Genomic DNA, 19,398 nt, shown 5'->3' with positions numbered 1-19,398 from the left:
AAAAACCCTGCTTCGTTTCAAAACAGGGTTTTTAGTTTAGCTAAAGTTCAAAGCTATTTGATAAACAACATTTCTCTGTAAACCGGTAATGGCCAGTAATCATCAGCCACATAACGCTCAAGGAAATCAATGGAATCACGAATTTCTTTCATTACAGGAAGTACTTCGGACTCCACTTTTACCGCATGCTCTGATGAATCTTTATACTTCATTTTAGCTTGTACATCTGCTAAGCGCTCTAAAGAATCACCCAGTTTGTTCAGTTCATTGTTCACTTTGGTAAGCATGGTTTTGGAACCTGAATTATCAAGTCCCAAAGCATCCGTTTTTTCAACTGCCTTGGCAAGTTCTCCAATATACCGAACCGTGGCAGGATATATCATGGTCTTGGCTATCGACTCAATGGTATCCACCTCGATCGTTCTTGTGGTAATGTACTGATCGGTCCAGATTTGTTTTCGGGAATGTACTTCCTTCTCGTTCAGTACTTTGTACTTCTTGAAAAGCTTTACATTCTCTTTCCTGGTGAGATAGGGAATGGCATCCGGTGTGGTTTTAAGATTTAGCAATCCACGCTTTTCCGCCTCTTTTTGCCAGTCATCAGAATAGCCGTCACCGTTGAAGATCACCGGCTTACATTCCTTCAATCGGGCACGAAGTACGGTTGCCAGTGCTTTCTCAATAGATCCCTCTTTTTTTGCTTCCTTAAGATCGGCAGTCATGTCTTCGATCGCTTCCGCTATAATAGTATTCAATACAACGATAGGAAATGAGGGTGACTGGCTTGAACCCAATGCGCGGAATTCAAATTTATTCCCCGTGAAAGCAAATGGTGAAGTCCGGTTTCGATCTCCGGCATGCTTAGGCAGATCCGGCAGCACCGGTGTTCCAAGCCCGAGCAATCCTCCCTGTTTCGAGCTTTTCGCTCCGCCGTTAATCAACTGTTCTACGATATCCATAAGCTGATCTCCAATAAAAGTAGAGATGATGGCCGGAGGGGCTTCATTTGCTCCCAAACGGTGATCATTCCCGGCATGAGCCACCGAGATTCTTAACAGATCCTGATGACGATATACACCCAACATCACAGCTGTAAAGAAAAACAAAAATTTCATATTCTCATGAGGACTTTCTCCCGGTTCAAGTAAATTATCTCCTTCTACAGTAGAAAGAGACCAGTTCAAATGTTTTCCGCTTCCATTCAAACCGTCAAAGGGTTTTTCATGCATTAAGCATTCAAGGCCATATTTTTTGGCTACCTTTTTCAGCACCATCATCGTTAGCTGCTGGTGATCCGCAGCTACGTTGGCTAACTCAAAGATCGGGGCCAGCTCATATTGACTCGGCGCAACCTCATTGTGGCGCGTTTTAACCGGAACACCAAGTTTGTATAATTCTTTTTCGGCATCCAGCATAAACGACAATACACGTTCGGGAATAGAGCCAAAATAATGATCATCCAATTCTTGTCCGCGTGGAGGCTTGGCCCCTACTAATGTTCGGCCCGATGTCAGGATATCCGGCCGGCGATACACAAACTCCTGATCGATGAGAAAATACTCTTGCTCGCATCCAATGGTTGAGCCTATTCGCTTAGATTCAACACCAAAAAGCTTCAGTGCTTCTTTCGATGCTTTATTTAGAGCATCATTTGAACGAAGCAGTGGAGTCTTATGATCAAGTGCTTCACCCTTCCAGGAAGCAAAGGCTGTGGGTATACACAGATAAGTTCCTTTTTGATTTTCCACAATAAAGGCCGGAGACGTAGGGTCCCAGGCCGTATAACCGCGAGCTTCAAAAGTGGGCCTCAATCCCCCACTCGGAAAACTTGAAGCATCAGGTTCACCCTGAATCAAATCTTTTCCTGAAAATACTGCCATTGCTCCGCCCCCCTGATTGGGAGTAATAAAGCTGTCATGTTTCTCAGCAGTAGAACCGGTAAGTGGCTGAAACCAATGTGTATAATGGGTAGCCCCTTTTTCGGTAGCCCAGTCTTTCATTGCCAAAGCAACCGCATCGGCAACATCAATGTTTAAAGTTTGACCTTCATCTATGGTTCGCTGCAGGTCTTTCCAGGCTGATTTTGGTAACCGTTCTTCAAGTTTATCAAGAGTTAGGGTATTCTGTCCGAAAATCTCCGGGATGTCCATTGTAGAATTTTCATTTTTACCCGGACGAAAATTTCGGGCAGCAGCTAAATTATCATATCGTTGAATCGCCTTGGCCATGATTTTTAATAAATTTGGTTTGTAATTAAAAATGACAACCAAATATAAAGCTATTTTTTTATTTTACTCAATTTATTTAGACAAATAGTTTTTAACAATTAATAATAATAGGATTTTTAATTGTATATCTTAATTTTTTTCAAAAAATGCCCTTCATTTTTCTAATCTGCTTAATTTATTTTTTCATCAAACAGACATTACTTCATTTTTTAAGCCATACTCAAAAACTGTATCTTCATCGCCGAAGTTATCCACACTTATTCACAAAAAAACCTGCTTTTGAAATCTTCAAAATTGAGACTCTGGGTTGAAGCTGCTCGCCCTCAAACCTTAGCGGCTGCAGTTATCCCCGTAATTACCGGGGCCGCATTAGCTTTTCAAGCCAATATGCTGAACGGGATAAATACAACCGTTGCTTTAGTCTGTGCTATTCTTATACAAATAGGCACCAACTTTGCCAACGATTACTTTGATTTCATAAAGGGCTCGGATACAGAAGAAAGGATCGGTTTCAGGCGAGCCACATCGTCCGGACTAATCGCACCAAAAGAAATGTTAAATGCTACCATTTTCACTATGGCATTCGCATTCTTTCTGGGCTTGTACCTGGTGTGGTCAGCCGGATGGATCGTTCTGGTGATTGGTGTACTTTCGCTTATATTTGGAATACTCTATACCGGTGGCCCCTTTCCCCTTGGGTATAATGGCCTTGGAGATTTATTTGTTTTTATCTTTTTTGGATTGGTAGCCGTAATGACTACTTATTATGTGAATGCATTGGAATGGTCCGAGGAATCTTTTTGGGCCTCTTTAGCTATAGGGGCGTTATGTGTTAATATTTTAGTTGTGAATAATCTTAGAGATGTGGAGCAGGACAGAAAATCGGGTAAGAAAACATTGGGCGTTCTCTTTGGTGAGCAAGTATTAAAGTTTGAATACTTAATTATGGTAACATTGGCATTTGCAATCCCTCTGTTTTTTTATTTACAATTTCATTACAACCTGTGGATTTTACTTCCCCTAATTTCCCTGCCGTTGGCAATTTATTATGTATATAGAATTTGGACTGAAGCCAATAAAAATCAACTCAATCCTATGCTAGAACGAACTGCCCAGTTCATGGTAATTTTTGGATTCCTTTTCTCCATCGGGATTATTTTAAACTTATGCTGAAGCTTTATAAATATCGAATACCTTTTAACACTCCCTTTGTAGTGGCCGGTAATAAGTTTTCCCACAGAGAAGGAGTGATATTAGTATATAAAGATCGGGAATCGGGTATTGAAGCTTATGGAGAAGCCGCCCCTCTTCCCGGGTTTTCTAACGAGAGTATTGAACATGTTGAAGAAATCCTGAAATTAAATAAAGAGCATCTCCAAGAAACTATCAAATCAGGAAGCGGCCAGGAAACAGTACAACTTTTGAACCAAATTCATCAATTCCCATCCCTTAGTTTTGGCATTGATACTTTGCTCTATGATTTGGCTTCGAAAAAATCAAACAAACCTTTGGTAGAGTACTTATTTCCGGGATTTAAAGGCACAATAAAATGTAACGGGACTCTATCCATTCAAGAAAAATCAGAAACCCTTTCAAAAGCTCAGGAATTGATTAACGAAGGATTTCATACTTTAAAAGTAAAAGTTGGAAGGGATTTTGAGAAAGAACTGGCAATTCTGAAAGCATTGAGGCTGCAATTTCCAGAAATAGAAATTCGCATTGATGCCAACCAGGCTTGGACCGTCAAAGAAGCTATTGCAAATTTGCAAACTTTAGAACCGTTGAATATTGAGTATTGTGAACAACCTGTTTCTAAATTTGATCTCATGGATTTGAAACAGGTAACTGATTCATCAATCATTCCCATTGCGGCCGATGAATCAGTCAGGAACAAAAAATCGATTGAAGAGTTATCAAAGGCGAAAGCTGCAAAGCTCGTTGTGCTTAAACCAATGCTATTGGGTACATTTAATGATATTTTCGTAACAAAAGAGGTTGCAGATACTCATAATATTGAGACAATATTTACTACCTCGCTGGAATCAGCCGTTGGCCAGGCTGCAACTGCAGCCATTTCAGCCGGGTTAGGAAACTATAATCGTGCTCAGGGATTGGCAACCGGTACTTTTCTGAAGCAGAATGTGGTATCAGATAGTTGGCTTAATAAACCTGAAATTAGGTTTCCTAACACAACTGGGTTAGGAATTTCATTACATTTGGAAGGATTAAAGGAGTTTTAGAAATTGGTGTATGTTCAAATCGCGCTTACATATGTTTGAGTTCAAGAAAAGTGAGGCACCCCATGTGTTCCTCTCTTCTCAAAAAGGAATGTACACCTACAGCGATTTGGATCGATTCACGGCATTCTTTAAAGATTTGGTTGAACAAAAAGCAGACTCACTGAAATGGCCCATTGCTTTCGTTGCTGAATCAAGCGATGTATTGATCTTTTGTATTGCCGCTTGTTGGAAGCTAGGAATTCCCTTCATTCCCATAAATCCGAAAGTTACGAATGATGAGCTTGAAAACTACCTAAACACCCTGAAACCGGTTCTCATTTTCTGCGACACCACTAACCGTAAGCGACTTGGTGACGACAACGTGATTAAGCTGGATGAAAACTTCTTCCTGAATTCATTTACACATGACATCAGAAATGCAGATTTACCGGACTCCGAATCTATAAAAGAAGATGAAATTTTTGGGTATTTCTTTACTTCCGGCACAACCAGCAAACCTAAGATCGTTCCCCTGAAAAGACGGCAAATTTTAAGTGCATCTGAAGCTTCGGCTCAAAATTTTAAACCGGACCCTAATCATTTTTGGTTGCTTTGCCTCCCGCTTAATCATATAGGGGGAATTTCAATTATTCTGAGGTCGGTGATTTACGGAACCGCTATTTACCGGCTTGGTGAATTTCACGAAGAAATGATTAAAGAATTTTTGAGCGAGAATCACCGGTTTCAAGCAGCTTCACTTGTTCCCACTATGCTGAAGAGATTACTTGATGATTCCCTTTTTAAAACACACCGCGAATTCAAATCTATTTTGCTCGGGGGTGGATCTATTTCGGAAAGTCTTTTAAAAAAATCTGCCGAACGCGGAATTCCAATTGTATCCAGTTATGGTATGACCGAAACTTGTGCCCAGATTATTGCGAACCCTTTACTCGCCCCCTCGGGAATGTACACTCCTCTTAAAAGTGTCGGAAAACCATTCCCTCCCAATGAAATGCAGATTCGGGCCGAAAACGGACGTGTACTTGGGAAAAACCAATCCGGAGTGCTTTGGCTAAAAGGTCCCCAGGTTTTTGACGGATACTACGACAAAGAAGAAAACCACCAGCGTTTTGATAAAGATGGGTGGTTTAATACCGGAGACTATGGGCATATAAACGGCTTTGGCCATTTATTTATCGAATCCCGACGTACCGACCTCATCATTACCGGTGGCGAAAATGTGAATCCCAACGAAGTGGAAGAAGCCATGCAAAAACTTCCCTCCATCAAAGAAGCCATAGTTATTGGTATTCCGGATGAGGAATGGGGACAAAAAATTACGGCGGTTGTCACCCTGAAAAATGGCAAAACCCCGGAATTGGACGAAATAAGAGAACAGCTCAAAGACTCCCTTACCGATTTCAAACTCCCAAAAGAACTCAAGATCGTCAAGGACTTTCCTAAAACAGATACCGGCAAGGTTAAGCGCTGGGAGTTGGTGAAGAAGTTTGGGTAGGATTTGTTGAGAGTTGAAAGTTGATTGGTTGATTAGTTGATTAGTTGATGCACCCCTTTCTCGTTACAGTGCTCCGCTCCGGAATGCACTATTGAGGCTCTGCCTCGTACTACCCAGATCTCTTAAGTCTTAAAGCGAGCTCAAATAAAATTAACAAACAATAAATGTTCAACGAGCGCTGACTTAAGAGTCTTTGCACAGCAAGTCTCTGACTTGCACCATGGCAACCAAGTTTTGATTTAAATAGAATGAGTTGCCCTTATTGGAAGTCGGAGACTTCCTTAGCCGAAACTTTCCAGTCTCCGCTCCGCTCAAGACTGAAAAGATCCCTGGGAATTTGGTCATTGAAAAGCTATGTTTCCTGTTTTTGAACCATGATTTAAAGGATTTTAGGATGTCCATGATTTCTTTGGAGACGATCCTGGCGGGATTACCGAATATACCCTCGTCCTTTAGGTCGGGGTAAATAAATACCAAAACGTAAAACCTCCGCCCGGTGGGTAAAAGTCGCTTAGATGGTTGCCGGAGGTTGGGCTTTGCAGGTTTATAGAAATTACCTGATGCCTGTCATTCTCATTTCACAGGAAGCCAGAGCTTCCAGGACTGCGTTTCGAAGATGTACCTTCGTAACGAGGACAAACGAAGCCTAAGAAAGCTATTGCGTTTCTTTATACTTAATCTCTAATTCAGTAAATGAATCATTAACTTCAATAATGCTATTTTCAGAAAAATATAACATCCTATCTAATTTATCGGAATAATAATGTCCCTTTCCTGTTTTTGCATCAATTAAATAGCTTAAGATTGAGCTCTTAGATTCGAGGGATTCTCTCTCGACAACTTCTCGACGATCTACTTGTACTAAAATGAAGCCATCCTTAATTAGAACAGGTTTTAGAAAATTATCAAAGATGTCATTTTCTGGAGGCAATATCTTAAGCCCAGGACTTCCATCAGTTACAATTTCTTCAATCTTGGGAAAATTTAAATCTGCAATTGAAGACTTCCACATCTGCTCACCATTTGACAGTGAATACCCTTTAAGAATATTTACTCTATCTGAGATATATATAAGCATATTATTATATGGATCACAAATAATATCACCTTGAGTTAATCTATCAACAATAACTGGAGAGTCTGAAATATATGATTCTCCAAAAGTTGATTGATGTGAATATTGAGGTAGAGTGAACTCATGTAGCATATTAGTTTTACGCATTTCAGAACTCATCTGGCCACTATCTAGAACATCTAAATTGTGTATGTATAACACTTCATTAGTAGTACAAATACTTTTAATGCTTATCTCAAAATTTACTGTACGATTAAATGAAATAGAATCACTAGAAATATCATACTCTTCAATCCGAAAACGATTTGATATCAGTAAAAGAGAATCTTGATAAAGTGTAATTGACTTTGCATAAGATAATTCTCCAGGTCCTTGACCTCTTCTTCCAATTGCTTGAAGAAAATCTCCTTCAGAACTATATACTAATACTTTTTGCTGTCGGTCATCCAATACAAAAATACGGCCACTTTTATCAACCTCGACATCATTGATAAAACCAATATTTCTCTCATCACCAAGAGTTTCAGTAAAACTATATTGATCACTTGAGAAATCAAGATTAGAAAAGTCATTAATTTTCTTATTGATTATGTGTTCACCCTCTAATTCAGGATTAGGAATATTTTCTGAGTTAGGATGTATTCTACTTTCATTATTGTTGTTGCAAAAACTTAATAGCAGTGAGAGAACTAATGGTATAAAGAATTTATTCATCTTTAAAAGGTTTGGGTAAAGTTATACTTTTACAAGTACTATTGTATGTAATGACCTATTGAGGTTCTACTTAATACTAACTAATTCGTATAAATACGGCAACTCCAATATTAATAGAATCATTACCCCCAAACTGCACACATTTACAGCTGGAATCTGAGCTCTCATTTTGCATTCTTATATAGAGCGACTTACCGAGATTAAACTCACTTAAACCAAGTTATTTTTGATCGGTGACAATTTCATAAACACCTATCGTGTAATTATCCGCATTAAAATCTTCGATGAAATAGAGTTTATCATTTTGGACTGCAGCTAAAGTATGAGAAACCAGTATTTCTTTTATGAATTTCTTCGTCTTCCTGTCATAAAGTATCAAAATATTTTTCTTCTTGGTGAAATCTGTAGTTTCAAAAAACTCTGCAGTAAGGACTTGCATGTGTGAAACTATAAAATGCTCTGTACCATAAAGGCCCGCCATTACAGAACTATCGTCTGCTCTCTTATTAATTTCGGAAATAGGGAGGTTGGCATGGATTTCTTTGCTTGGTATGGAAAAACTTGAATTTCCTCCAAAATAATCTGTTTGTTGATAGGTATCACTATTGTAAGCTTGTATATAAGGTGAGCCAACTGAACTAGTAAATATGGTATTTGAACCAACTAGAATCGTATTCTCTGCGCTATAGGAATTGTCTTCCGAGGTAAATATATCATGCTTTCCAAAGACAGTATCAATTTTACCCTCATAATCCACTATAGCTAACAATTTTGATTTATGCGGTTCACGGATAAATTTACTCTCCGTAACAGAAATTAAAAGTCGGTCTTTAAAATTATACAAAGAGTAGGGATGAGCCCACAATTCACCCTCAGAAAAAATTGTATTTGATTGAATGAGTTCTCCGCTCAGATTAAAAATTTTAAGCATTTTTTGAGCTGCATCATTAATTATTACCTGATTCTTGTTATTTATTTCAAATCCACTGACATGCATAATTCCTTTTGGACCTTTACCTCTTTCACCCACTACATTTATAAATTGGCCAAGGCTATCAAATGCAAAGATTCTGTTTTGATTCCGTTCAGCAAATATCCAAATATCTCCAGCATCATTAATCCGAAATTGTTCAACAAAATTACCAAATAAAGGTTCGGAATTACCCAAAACCACCGAATCTACTTTTGTTAAAGAAACAGAATGGGGATTTATATGATCGGTTTCATCCGGTGAGCATGAGCTGTAAAACAAAACAAGAAGAATGGAGACAATTAGAATAATTCTTTGAGTCATGCTTAAAATATTTTGTATTTATTCTCTTGTAAACTGCGAAATATAATACAGTGGTTCTTCCTGATACTAATTAGTTCAAATACAGCAACTCCAATAATCATAATACCATTACAGTAAAATCCCACACGTTCACAGTTGGGAATTAGTTTAGAAGTTTGGCTAAAATTCATTAATCATTAATCGGAATTCGGTCCGTCCCCTCCATTTCAGATCCCTCATAGTTTGTATTCAGCTTATATTTTTTAACCAGCAGGTCGTTACTGAAAACGGAATAATAAAAGCCTTCTTTATCCCTTACGTCTAAATTTCCGAGCTCTTCCACAAATTCCGAATCGTCGAAGGTATAGAGCAATTCGTGGTCCGCATTAAAAACATCCATTATTCGGGCATAAATGGGAGATTCGGTTTCCCCGGTTGAAGCCCGGCGGGCATAGGCATGCGGGTCGTCGATGTTCGTGGGATAGTTGATCCGCACCAGGTAATTTCCATTATCCATAAATACCGGAGAGCTTACATTTCCTAAACTATACAAACTCACGCTTCCGCCATCAGCATAGATTCCCGGGCCCAAGGTTCCTGCAAAGTCTCTTCGTACTTCCGTCATTAAATTCCCCTCGTAATCATAGAACTGCTGTTTGTATTCTGTACTGAACGAGTAAATAAATTCGTTTTCTCTCATCTCTATTCCACCCCTCATGGTAGCCCTGGTGTATTCGTCATCCTCCGTTTCTGTGATGTTGATATTCTCCTTAATCCTGAGGCTGTCGCCCAGTTCCATGGTATATACGAGTGCCCCAACCGTGCCGAAATTAGCTCCACTCATCAGGATCAGGCCATCATTCCTTATATCCACCAAACTAGCAAAGCGAATATCTTTGGGGAGATCATAGGTTTTGATAAAAGCACCCTCCATATCAAACTCATCAAGACGGGAACCCTGTATATTGGCTACATATATTTTATTGTTATGAAGGCTTATCCCAAACGGGTTCTCAAAATCGCCAGGGCCTTTACCTTCCTGTCCTGTGGACCATCGCAAATTCCCCTGAGGATCCAGTGATATCAACTTGCTGATCCTGCGATCCATAAAGTAAAAGTTACCCTCCTCATCGATCTGCAAATATGTAATACTGCTGATCACCGGCTCCTCAATTCCCGAAAGGTCAATAGTATCCACCAACTCAAACTCTACCAGCGGTTCCTGATCCTGCAGTAACCCTCTATCCGGATTATAGATCACTCCGTTTTCTTTCCTGATAGCTGAGGAATCGTCCCCATTACTGCCACAACCAAATCCTGTGAACATTATTGCGACCACTAAAACACTGATTAACACACGATGAATTTTATTATTCATATCTCTTTATTGTTTGTTATCCGGTTAATTTTATTTCTCATACCTCATTTCTTTACCAAAAAAGAACCCTGAATCTGCGATTTATATACGCTGATTCACTTCAATCAATTCTCAACTTTCAGCTATCAACTATCAACTATCGATTCCCCCATCACTCTTAACCCTCAACCCCGTCATCACTAACAGCAAGATCGTACTCACCGAAAGCCCCCAAATAACCACAATTGCAAGGTTTTCCCAGAATTCATTGTTACCGAAGAACATCATGGGGAGCAGTCCGGTTATGGTAGTTACCGTAGTGATCAAAATGGCCCGAATACGTTTTCGATACACATGCATCCAGCAACGAAGGCCAAATATGCCCTTCCCATTCTCCAGCTGTTTTTGATGATAGATCAAAATGGCATTATTTACAACGACACCAATGCACAGCAGCGACCCGGCAATGGCACCACGGTCAAAGGCCATATCGTTCGCCAATCCGCCCAGCATAATACCGATCAAACTGAAAGGAACAGCCAGAATTACAAAAATTGGATACTTCACACTTTCCAGCAGTGCCGATACGATCATCCACACGCTGAGTAAACTGAGCAGGGCCACGAAGAAGAAGTTTCGGGAACTGTCATCATTCCCAAATCCAAAAAATCCACGTCCGTATTCAATGCTCGCGCCCACCGGAACGGGCGTAGTTTCTATCACCGATTCAATATATTCACGGGCCATCTGATAGTTTCCGAGATAATCCACGCTTACCGTTCGCTCATAAGACTGATTCGTCCTGCGAATTTCATTCAACCCTCCTTCCTGTACAATTTCACCGATGGTGGAAATGTTGAAATTCACATCCCCAAACATTCGGGTGCGGCTCATCATATCTTCTTCAAAGGATTTCTCCCGTTTACTTGTACCTATCAAGTACATTTCCTGCCCGCCGAATTCCACACGTCCTACGGTATTCTCGGGATTCAAATCCAGCAACAGGGTTGAAATAACTTCTCTGCGATCCAGATTCTTAGCTAATATCTTCTCTTCATCCAGCCGAAGTTTATATTGTTGGAAATCATCACGACGGGAGTAATAAGACGTATTGATATCTACTTCCTGCACACGCCGGCTTGTTTTCAACCTGCGCTCCAAATCTTTTGCTAAGTTCAACAGTTCGTCATAAGAATAGCCTTTCAACCGTATGCTTTGATTAGAATAACTCCCTCCAAATCCGGTACTGATTCCCGGAATATTTAAGCCGGAAACCGAAGTAGCTACATTTCCGGTTCGAGCCCCCAGGTACATCGCCTCTCCGTAGAAATAATAGGGATCGGGTTGAGTAAGATAGTCCTGATCCACCACAAAGCGAATGCGGGCTCCGAAATACTCCGAGAGATTGGCCTCATAATACTTGAAAGCCTGTTCATAAGGCTTGGCAATAGTCTCATAATTCTTCACAATTTTGTCAATCTCCGAAAGCGGGGTCCCCTGCGGCGAACGGATATACACGTTAATGCTCTCCTCATTATTTCTGCTCCAGGGGCTTCCAAAATACGTTTCATCACGGAATTTCTTAGTCAATCCGCCAATCCATCCATCAATATTATCCCGGTTATCAAAATAGACCTTAGTAAATTCCGGCCACGCAGTCCCTTCTTCAGCATCCCATTCCGGCTCTTCGATGGCAAACAGCGGAATCCCAATTACTCCTACCAACACCACCGGCAGTACCCATCTTAATTTAGATTTGAGTAGAAAACTTTGCATTAGCAGCCGGTTCACCCAGCGTGAAGCCCGGCTTTTTTTCTTCTTTTCTGAAATTTTCGGGGTGAGCCAAACCAATGCATAGGGAATCCACGTAAAAGCTATCAATACCGAACACACCAGCGTTACGGTAAGCGCTACAGCCAGCGGAACCAGGAAAATACGGAGCTCATCAAGGGCAAATAATAGTGGAATGAAAATACCGACCGTGGTGAAAGTACTTCCCAATACCGGTACCACCGAATTCCCAATCTCTTTTGTAATATGTGAAATTCGTTTTGATTTTTCAGCCGGCAAAGCGGGATTGAGATGCTCAAAAACCACCACGGCGTTGTCAATCAGCATACCCAGTGCAACGGTAATACCCGCCAGGGTGATGATGTTCAAACTGTATCCGAGCAGATATAAAACAATTAAACTGAGCAGCACCGAAAACACCACGCTGCCCATGATGACAAAGGGCGCCCTCAATTTTCGGATAAACAGGATGACGACCAGAAATACCAAGATGCCGCTTAATATAGCCTGAAGCTGCAAGTCGTCAAACTGTTGGCGGAGCTCTTCGGTAGAATCTACGGTGAGCATCAGGGAAAGGCTCTCTGGAAGTTGTGCCTCGATCTCTTCCATCGCCATAAGTACGTTCTCTGCAAGCGTAAAGGCATCGGCTCCTGATTCTTTCACAAACTCTATGGTCAATGCCGGATCACCATTTATACGTTTGATGGTTTTGGCGGGATAATCCTGAATGGAGATCTTTGCAAAATCATCGAGGGCAAGCTGCTTCATGGAATTTGGAAGCTGGATCTTAAGACCGGCAATATCGGCAATGCTGTTGAATTTTGGGGGAATGATGAGACTGTATCTCGAAATACCCTGTTCCACGAAGCCGGCCGACCGCCAGCTCAATTGATCCCTCACCTGCATCAGGATCTGTCGAGGAGAGAGGTTGTATTTCTCTACCTGGTCGATATCAAACTCGATCATCAAAGCCGGATCCTGAACGCCGCGAATGGCAACCTCAGCAAGTCCGTCTATCGACAGTAATTTTGGGCGAATGTTGTTTCTCGTATATTCAAGTAACTGTCGCGGCTGCATATTTCCATTCAGCGTATATACGATGAAGGTCTGCTGATCATCCAGCTCCTCCGGTACCTGGCGGTTAATGGTCGGCGGAGAGATATTATCGGGTAACTTTTCATCCAGTGAAAACAGATATTCCCGCAGCTCTAATACACGATAATCAACGGGGGCATCTTTCCGGAAGGTGATGGTAACGGTTGAACGGCCTTCCTGGGTGATGGAGCGAATGTCAGTGACATCCCGCAGCCGGTTTGCTTCCCGCTCTACTTTCCGGGTGATCTCCTGCTCCATTATCTCCGGCGTGGTACTTCCCCAGTTATAACTCACCGTGACCGATGGCAGATTCAGCTCCGGCGTACTTTCAATAGGCAAAACGCGCCATACCGCCACCCCAATCACACACACGATGATGTAGAAAAACGAAATGAGATATTTTCGATTCAATAACTGGTGCAAAGCTAGGATTTGGGGTTTATGAGTTGTTTATAGATGGAAATGTTAAATGTTGAATGTTAAATGATCCGTAGCCATTTAACATTACTAATTAACTAGGAGTGGAACCACTTTCTGCTGATGACTGATGCTAAAGTGTTGATCTACCGCCAGGGTATCGCCGGGTTCAATTTCGGGATGATCGATGAGTACCCAGTCGGAATTCATAGCTACCGGCTCCACATAGATCCACTCCACTTCTTCATTGTTGAGGCGGAAAACCAGGGTTCTGCCATCTCGCTCCAAAAGTGCTTCACGCGGCATTCGGACTTTACTTTTCTGACTTCGGACAAATACACGGCCATCTACGGTCATACCGGTTTTGAGGTCATAATCGTTGTTTTCAACTTCCACCAATACCTGCCCCGTTTTGGTGTCGGGATTCACTTCCGGGGAAATAGCTATAATCTCCCCTTCATAAGGCGTGCCGCCGGGACCGGATAACTCTACCGGCATTCCTTCATCCAAATTATCAATTTCGGACTCCAGCACATCAAATCGAATGTGAACGATAGCTGCATCGATCAGAGAACCCAGCTCAGATCCGGCCGAAACATAGGCTCCGCGCGAAACAACCTGCTTAGCCGAGATGCGTCCGCTGAAAGGGGCTTTCAGCGTTGCATAACTTACATTCAGCTTGGCACGCTCCCATGCCAGCTCAGCTTCAGCCAGCCCGGTTGTGATGCGCAACAAACTCTGCTGATCTTCACTGCCGTTACCGCTTTCATTCCGTAACCTTGATTCAATATCAAACTCATTCTTGGCTTGCTGATATTCGTTGTAGGCACTTCGCTCCTGGTTAACCCACTCCTCATCATCCAGTTTCAAAAGAACGTCCCCTTTTTCTATCAAACGGCCTTCAACGATATTATGCTCCTCTACAAATCCGCTGATTCTTGGGGTAATCTTTATACGCTGCAGCGGCTCAACCACACCCCGGCTTTCAATAAAGAACTGAAGCGGCTCATCATCCACGACATCAAATACCACTTCGGGCCGAATTTCCACACTGTCCGGGTCGGGCGTATCCCGTTCCGGCTCCTCACTCTTACAAGCAGTAAACAGCGTTACAGTGATCAGTAAACAGGAAAGTAATTTTGGTATCATTTGTCGTTTCATAATACTGAATCTATTTAAACTCTGAATCACGTTGTTATTGATAATTAAAAATTCAAAATGAAAAATAATTCTTTGTCCGACGGCTCAAAGCCCGTCTGACCAATTGGTAGAATCAAACTATCACGCTTATGACATCCATCAGACGGGTAATCCGTCAGATGGGAGTAATCGTCCATTTAAAATTCATAATTTCTCATTTAGAATCTCCCCCATTCGTCCATTTAAACACCAAAGGAATTAAATACAAGGTTAAAAAGGTGCTTGTCACCATACCGCCCATAAGTGCAACGGCCAGTGATTGTCGCAGCACGTATCCATCTCCAAACGGTACCAGCATGGGGATTAGTGCCAGAATGGTTGTCATACTCGTCATTACCACGGGACGAAAACGGTTGATCCCCGCCTGCTTGATAGCTTCATCAAGGTTGCCGGTCTCATCAAAATAGCGGCGCATGAAATCTACCTTTAGGATGGAGTCGTTCACTGCAATTCCGGTCAGGATCAAAATTCCCATGAATGAAAGAGCATTTAAACTGATGCCCCCGATATACAGCGCAAACACCGAACCGATCCACGCAAACGGAATGGCCAAAATGATGATGAACGGATATTTCAAATTCTCATATTGGATCGCAAGGATGAGGTAGATCAGAAGCACGCTGATCATCAGCAGCCACCCGAGTTCTTTTAGTAAATTAATCACCTGCAGGGCTGAACCGCGTATTTGGATCTCATGGCCGCTTTGCTGCATGAACCGGTTGACCAACTCCTGAAGCTCACCACCATCCCACCACCAATCCATGAAGGTGAGATCAGAGTTATAGGTGAGTATCGGCGACTGCCGGATGCGTTCGATCTGTTCAGCTTCATCAATGCGGGCGATCTCAGCTACTGCCGTCAGCGGGATGATCTTATCGCGTACATCCAGGGTGATCTCCCGGGGATCTAAATTCGTTTCCCGTTCCCCGATCAGCCGAATGGAGATCTGTTCATCCTGCCGGTTCCAGTCGGTGACAAAGGAGCCGCGGGTCAATGATTCCAGGTATCGGATCACTTCAGCTTCGGTCAGTTCATAGGAAAGCAACTCCTGCGTTTTGAACTGCAATTGATAAGCCTGAATGCGCTGCGGATATTTTAGATCAAGCTGTGTCTCCCTGTAATTTCGATTCAAAAATTCGTTGAAGGCTTCTGCCACCCTCACGCTGAATTCGCGGTCGGTGCCCACCACGCTGAATTGCACCGGAGCATCACGGCCAATACCCACGGCTCCAACGGCATCATCCTCCATTTTCTGAAATGTCCAGTTAGTATAGGTTTGGGCGATCCCATTCATAATACGATCCACATCCTCAGCTTCTTCAAATCCGGATACTGGAATGGAAATGGTAAATCGGTTGAGTCCCTCGTTGGTGATCGACTTCAAATTCGTGTTATCCGTATATCCCCCAAGCGACAAAATGTTAGACTGATCGGTTCGCTCCCGTAAGATCTTTGTGATATCGGTTGAAGCCTGCTTGGCAGAACGAAGGGCTGTGTTTCCGGGCATGGATACCAGGTAATCCACTTTGGCAGGCTCATCGGGAGGAAGCACGGCTTTCTCGGTGGTCATAAAGGCAAATCCGGCACCGGCTAACAGGATCAGCGCGAATACAATAATGGGGAGCGGCTTTTGTATAACGCGACCAAGATTTCGCTCATAGGCCATCACCACCTTATCCAAACCCTCTGAAACTGTACTGAGCACTCCTTTGGATTTCGAATTCTTGCTGATCTGTGCCACAAAGACCGGAAGAATGAAAAGTGCCACCAAAAGCGAGGCGATCAAACTGAAGGATAGCGTGGCAGCCAGGTCACGGAAAAAGGCGCCTTCAAATCCGCCTAGAAAAATGAGCGGTAGAAAAACGGAAATGGTAGTGAAAGTAGAAGCTGTTACGGCCAGACTGATCTCTTTGGTCCCCTCCCGTGCCGCCTCAAATCGTCCCAAGCCTTTTTGCCTGTAGCGATTGATATTCTCCAGCACCACAATGGCATTATCCAACAGCAGTCCGATACCGAGGGTGAGTCCGCTGAGGGAAATGATGTTCAGCTGAATGTCGAACAGAAACATTACCACGAAGGTGAGGAAAATACTTACAGGGATAGAAATTCCTATGGTAAATGGACTCCGCGCATCATCCAAAAACAGGAACAGCACGAGGAACGCCAGCACGCCGCCGATCAGCAGGGTTTGCAGCAGATTGGAGATGGAATTCTCGATATAACTCGCATCTTCCTGTATCACCTCGATGAGGATATCCGGGTTTTGATCGCGAATTTCGGTCAGTACGTTCTGGAGGGTTTCAAATACCTCTACCGTATTCGATCCATATTCTTTTTTAACAAGCACATTCAGTACTTCTTCCCCATCCAAAAGCGCAAATGAAGTCGGGTCGGCTTCGGCCATTTGGACCTCCGCCAGTTCTTCCAGCAGCAGCACCCGTCCGCTTGCCAGGGAAATAATAGGGGTTTTTCGGAGATCATCCAGCGACTCGATCCGGCTTTCGATCTTCAGGGCATAGCGGTACCAGCCATCTCGAAGTTCTCCGGTGGAGGAAAAAATATTGGCATCGCTTACCGCCTGTTGAATTTGGGACAGCGACAATCCATAGCGATCAATAAAACGCGGGTTGAACCGGATCTGTACTTCGGGCTGCACTTCCCCTACCAATAATGCCTGAGCAATGCCCTCCTGCTGTTCCAGTCGGCGGGTAAACACCTGATCAGCCCAGCGTTTGAGCGAAAGCCGGTTCGAAAATTCCTGATTGGATACATTGGCAAGCTGCAAAGCAATGGTAGTGATGGGCTCATCCGAAGCTGAAGAATACACCAGTTGCGGCCGGTCGGCCTGATTAGGCAGCAGATACCTCGCCTGATCCAGTTTCTCCCGTACGTTAAGAAACGCAATATCCATGTCGAAGCCCCACTCAAAGGTGAGGAAGATGAGACTTTGTCCTTGACGCGAAAGGGATTCAATTTCCTGCACGCCGCGAACACCGGAAAGCATCCCCTCCAGCTGCTCGGTAATGCGGAACTCAACTTCCGAAGCAGGCGCCCCGGAATAGTTCGTACGCACCAACAGCGTAGGCCGGTCAATATCCGGCATCAGCTCAATGGAAAGCCGTTCCAGTGCAATACCCCCGAAAATGAGCACTGCCAGAACTAAAATTACAGACGCTATAGGTTTTTTAAGCAGCAAATGGAGAATTTTAGGTTACTTAGCAGAGGATAGTAAAATAATCTGGGATATGGAAACTATGGTTTTAGTAGTGGATGGTTCTCTTAGTTAGAGACGAGTGGAAATAAGAAAAAGTTTTAGGCGTAAATTTGTGATCAGCTAACCATTGGGACCAGGTGGTCCAGATTAGCGTTCCCAACTGGGTAGTTGGGAACGAGGGCGGATTGAAAAGATCCATGGGGAGGGGTCAAACTCAAAATTAGATGTTAATCAGTCTTAAAAACAGAACCATCTTTATTAAATATGAATCCATTTTTTAATGGTAAAATGTAATACTTGCTTACACCAATACATTCTAATTCCAGATCTTTTTTTAACAAAAAGTATCTATAATTTTTTTGTTTAACTCTAAATTCATTTACATCCTTGTCCAAATGTAGATCTTCAAAAATGATCCACGTACCCTGATTGAATTGATACAAGTTGACTATTTGAGTAAATATTTCTGTTTCTTCGAAGTCTATTTTTAAAAGACTACCGTCATCTGAACTAAGATGAATTTGATAAAAAGGGGAAACCCTAAAAACTTTCTTCAAAACTCTATCTTGGTTAAAAACACCTATGAATGGCAAATAATTAAAGATTTGTATTTCATTAGAACCATTCGTTCCAACTAAACTAAAATCCAATATAGAATCATATTTATTGCCGTTGTTAGTAATTATTTTACCACCATAATAGATTCCTTTATCCACAAAGTTTTCTCCAACCAATCTCAGTGATGCATTGTCATCCGGTGTAAATTTATTTACCAGATATAACCCATCTTCCATAATCTTAAAATAATTTATGTAGTCTCTAAAAGTATGCAAAACGTTAAGTTCAACTGCTTCATTAAAAGATTTAAGTTCAGTAACTCTATTTCTTTGTATAATAAAATGTCTATTTCCAATTGAAAAAAACCTAATTCCATTTTCTATTTGATCAGGACCTGCGCCACTGTCAGAAATAAGATCAACTACAAAATTATTTTCAGTACGTAAAACCCTATATAATTTCTGATCTGCTTTACTGAACAAATAAATCTCATTGGAGTCAACTTCTGCTATTTCAAAAAGATTACCAGATAAGAATAGACTGTCAATCAATTCAGCTTCTCTTAATTTATCAGAAGGAATTACATTTTTCTGTAATTCACACTTTTTAATTACTGGACTACTATTATGATGATCAGTAAATGGATTAACTTCAAACTTCTCATTTCCATCACAATTATAAAAAAGAATGGTTATTCCAAATAGGAACAACCATTCTTTTGTTAAAAAATTTCTCATTTAT

Annotated in this window: 11 protein-coding genes; 3 read left to right on the top strand and 8 right to left on the bottom strand. The window is 41.9% G+C overall.

What is annotated here, in order from left to right; translation table 11 throughout:
• Nucleotides 1–53 precede the first annotated feature (53 nt).
• Nucleotides 54–2,228: a glutamine synthetase III gene (locus tag HUJ22_RS03140; RefSeq protein ID WP_290873630.1), complete on the bottom strand. Its 2,175-nt coding sequence runs from the start codon at nucleotides 2,226–2,228 to the stop codon at nucleotides 54–56.
• 279 nt (nucleotides 2,229–2,507) lie between these two features.
• Between HUJ22_RS03140 and HUJ22_RS03135 the strand changes: the two genes are divergently transcribed.
• Genes HUJ22_RS03135 through menE form a run of 3 tightly spaced genes read left to right on the top strand, consistent with a single transcriptional unit; the run spans nucleotide 2,508 to nucleotide 5,963 of the window.
• Nucleotides 2,508–3,401 (top strand): 1,4-dihydroxy-2-naphthoate polyprenyltransferase, encoded by an 894-nt coding sequence (locus tag HUJ22_RS03135; protein WP_290873627.1) that lies wholly within the window; start codon nucleotides 2,508–2,510, stop codon nucleotides 3,399–3,401.
• The gene (gene menC, locus HUJ22_RS03130) at nucleotides 3,395–4,468 is read left to right on the top strand and encodes an o-succinylbenzoate synthase (RefSeq protein WP_290873625.1); all 1,074 of its coding nucleotides are present in this window, start codon (nucleotides 3,395–3,397) and stop codon (nucleotides 4,466–4,468) included. The genes HUJ22_RS03135 and menC overlap by 7 nt, the downstream gene beginning before the upstream one ends.
• Nucleotides 4,469–4,478: 10 nt before the next feature.
• A complete protein-coding gene (gene menE / locus HUJ22_RS03125) occupies nucleotides 4,479–5,963 on the top strand; it encodes an o-succinylbenzoate--CoA ligase (RefSeq protein WP_290873622.1) in 1,485 nt (494 codons plus the stop codon).
• 655 nt (nucleotides 5,964–6,618) lie between these two features.
• Here menE and HUJ22_RS03120 read toward each other — a convergent pair.
• The 7 genes from HUJ22_RS03120 to HUJ22_RS03090 form a co-directional block, all read right to left on the bottom strand.
• Entirely contained in the window at nucleotides 6,619–7,752 is a 1,134-nt protein-coding gene (locus HUJ22_RS03120) for a 6-bladed beta-propeller (protein ID WP_290873619.1), read from the bottom strand.
• Between the two features lie 220 nt (nucleotides 7,753–7,972).
• Nucleotides 7,973–9,046 (bottom strand): 6-bladed beta-propeller, encoded by a 1,074-nt coding sequence (locus HUJ22_RS03115; protein WP_290873616.1) that lies wholly within the window; start codon nucleotides 9,044–9,046, stop codon nucleotides 7,973–7,975.
• 169 nt (nucleotides 9,047–9,215) lie between these two features.
• Nucleotides 9,216–10,403: a 6-bladed beta-propeller gene (locus tag HUJ22_RS03110; RefSeq protein ID WP_290873613.1), complete on the bottom strand. Its 1,188-nt coding sequence runs from the start codon at nucleotides 10,401–10,403 to the stop codon at nucleotides 9,216–9,218.
• 132 nt (nucleotides 10,404–10,535) lie between these two features.
• Nucleotides 10,536–13,679: an efflux RND transporter permease subunit gene (locus HUJ22_RS03105; RefSeq protein ID WP_290873610.1), complete on the bottom strand. Its 3,144-nt coding sequence runs from the start codon at nucleotides 13,677–13,679 to the stop codon at nucleotides 10,536–10,538.
• A 96-nt stretch (nucleotides 13,680–13,775) separates the two neighbouring features.
• A complete protein-coding gene (locus HUJ22_RS03100; protein ID WP_290873607.1) occupies nucleotides 13,776–14,846 on the bottom strand; it encodes an efflux RND transporter periplasmic adaptor subunit in 1,071 nt (356 codons plus the stop codon).
• Between the two features lie 193 nt (nucleotides 14,847–15,039).
• Complete coding sequence (locus tag HUJ22_RS03095) at nucleotides 15,040–18,081, bottom strand: efflux RND transporter permease subunit (protein WP_290873604.1); 3,042 nt, start codon at nucleotides 18,079–18,081, stop codon at nucleotides 15,040–15,042.
• A 245-nt stretch (nucleotides 18,082–18,326) separates the two neighbouring features.
• The gene (locus tag HUJ22_RS03090) at nucleotides 18,327–19,394 is read right to left on the bottom strand and encodes a hypothetical protein (RefSeq protein ID WP_290873600.1); all 1,068 of its coding nucleotides are present in this window, start codon (nucleotides 19,392–19,394) and stop codon (nucleotides 18,327–18,329) included.
• Nucleotides 19,395–19,398 lie beyond the last annotated feature (4 nt).

It is taken from the genome of Gracilimonas sp. (genome assembly GCF_014762685.1).
Classification (GTDB): Bacteria; Bacteroidota; Rhodothermia; order Balneolales; family Balneolaceae; genus Gracilimonas.
Note: the sequence above shows the minus strand (reverse complement) of the source record. Positions and strands in the feature narration are given on the sequence as shown.

What these genes read in the sequence shown, in the direction of transcription:
- HUJ22_RS03140 (WP_290873630.1), bottom strand. Translation starts at nt 2,228, where the DNA reads ATGGCCAAGGCGATTCAACGATATGATAATTTAGCTGCTGCCCGAAAT.
- menC (WP_290873625.1), top strand. Translation starts at nt 3,395, where the DNA reads ATGCTGAAGCTTTATAAATATCGAATACCTTTTAACACTCCCTTTGTA.
- menE (WP_290873622.1), top strand. Translation starts at nt 4,479, where the DNA reads ATGTTCAAATCGCGCTTACATATGTTTGAGTTCAAGAAAAGTGAGGCA.
- HUJ22_RS03120 (WP_290873619.1), bottom strand. Translation starts at nt 7,752, where the DNA reads ATGAATAAATTCTTTATACCATTAGTTCTCTCACTGCTATTAAGTTTT.
- HUJ22_RS03115 (WP_290873616.1), bottom strand. Translation starts at nt 9,046, where the DNA reads ATGACTCAAAGAATTATTCTAATTGTCTCCATTCTTCTTGTTTTGTTT.
- HUJ22_RS03110 (WP_290873613.1), bottom strand. Translation starts at nt 10,403, where the DNA reads ATGAATAATAAAATTCATCGTGTGTTAATCAGTGTTTTAGTGGTCGCA.
- HUJ22_RS03100 (WP_290873607.1), bottom strand. Translation starts at nt 14,846, where the DNA reads ATGAAACGACAAATGATACCAAAATTACTTTCCTGTTTACTGATCACT.
- HUJ22_RS03090 (WP_290873600.1), bottom strand. Translation starts at nt 19,394, where the DNA reads ATGAGAAATTTTTTAACAAAAGAATGGTTGTTCCTATTTGGAATAACC.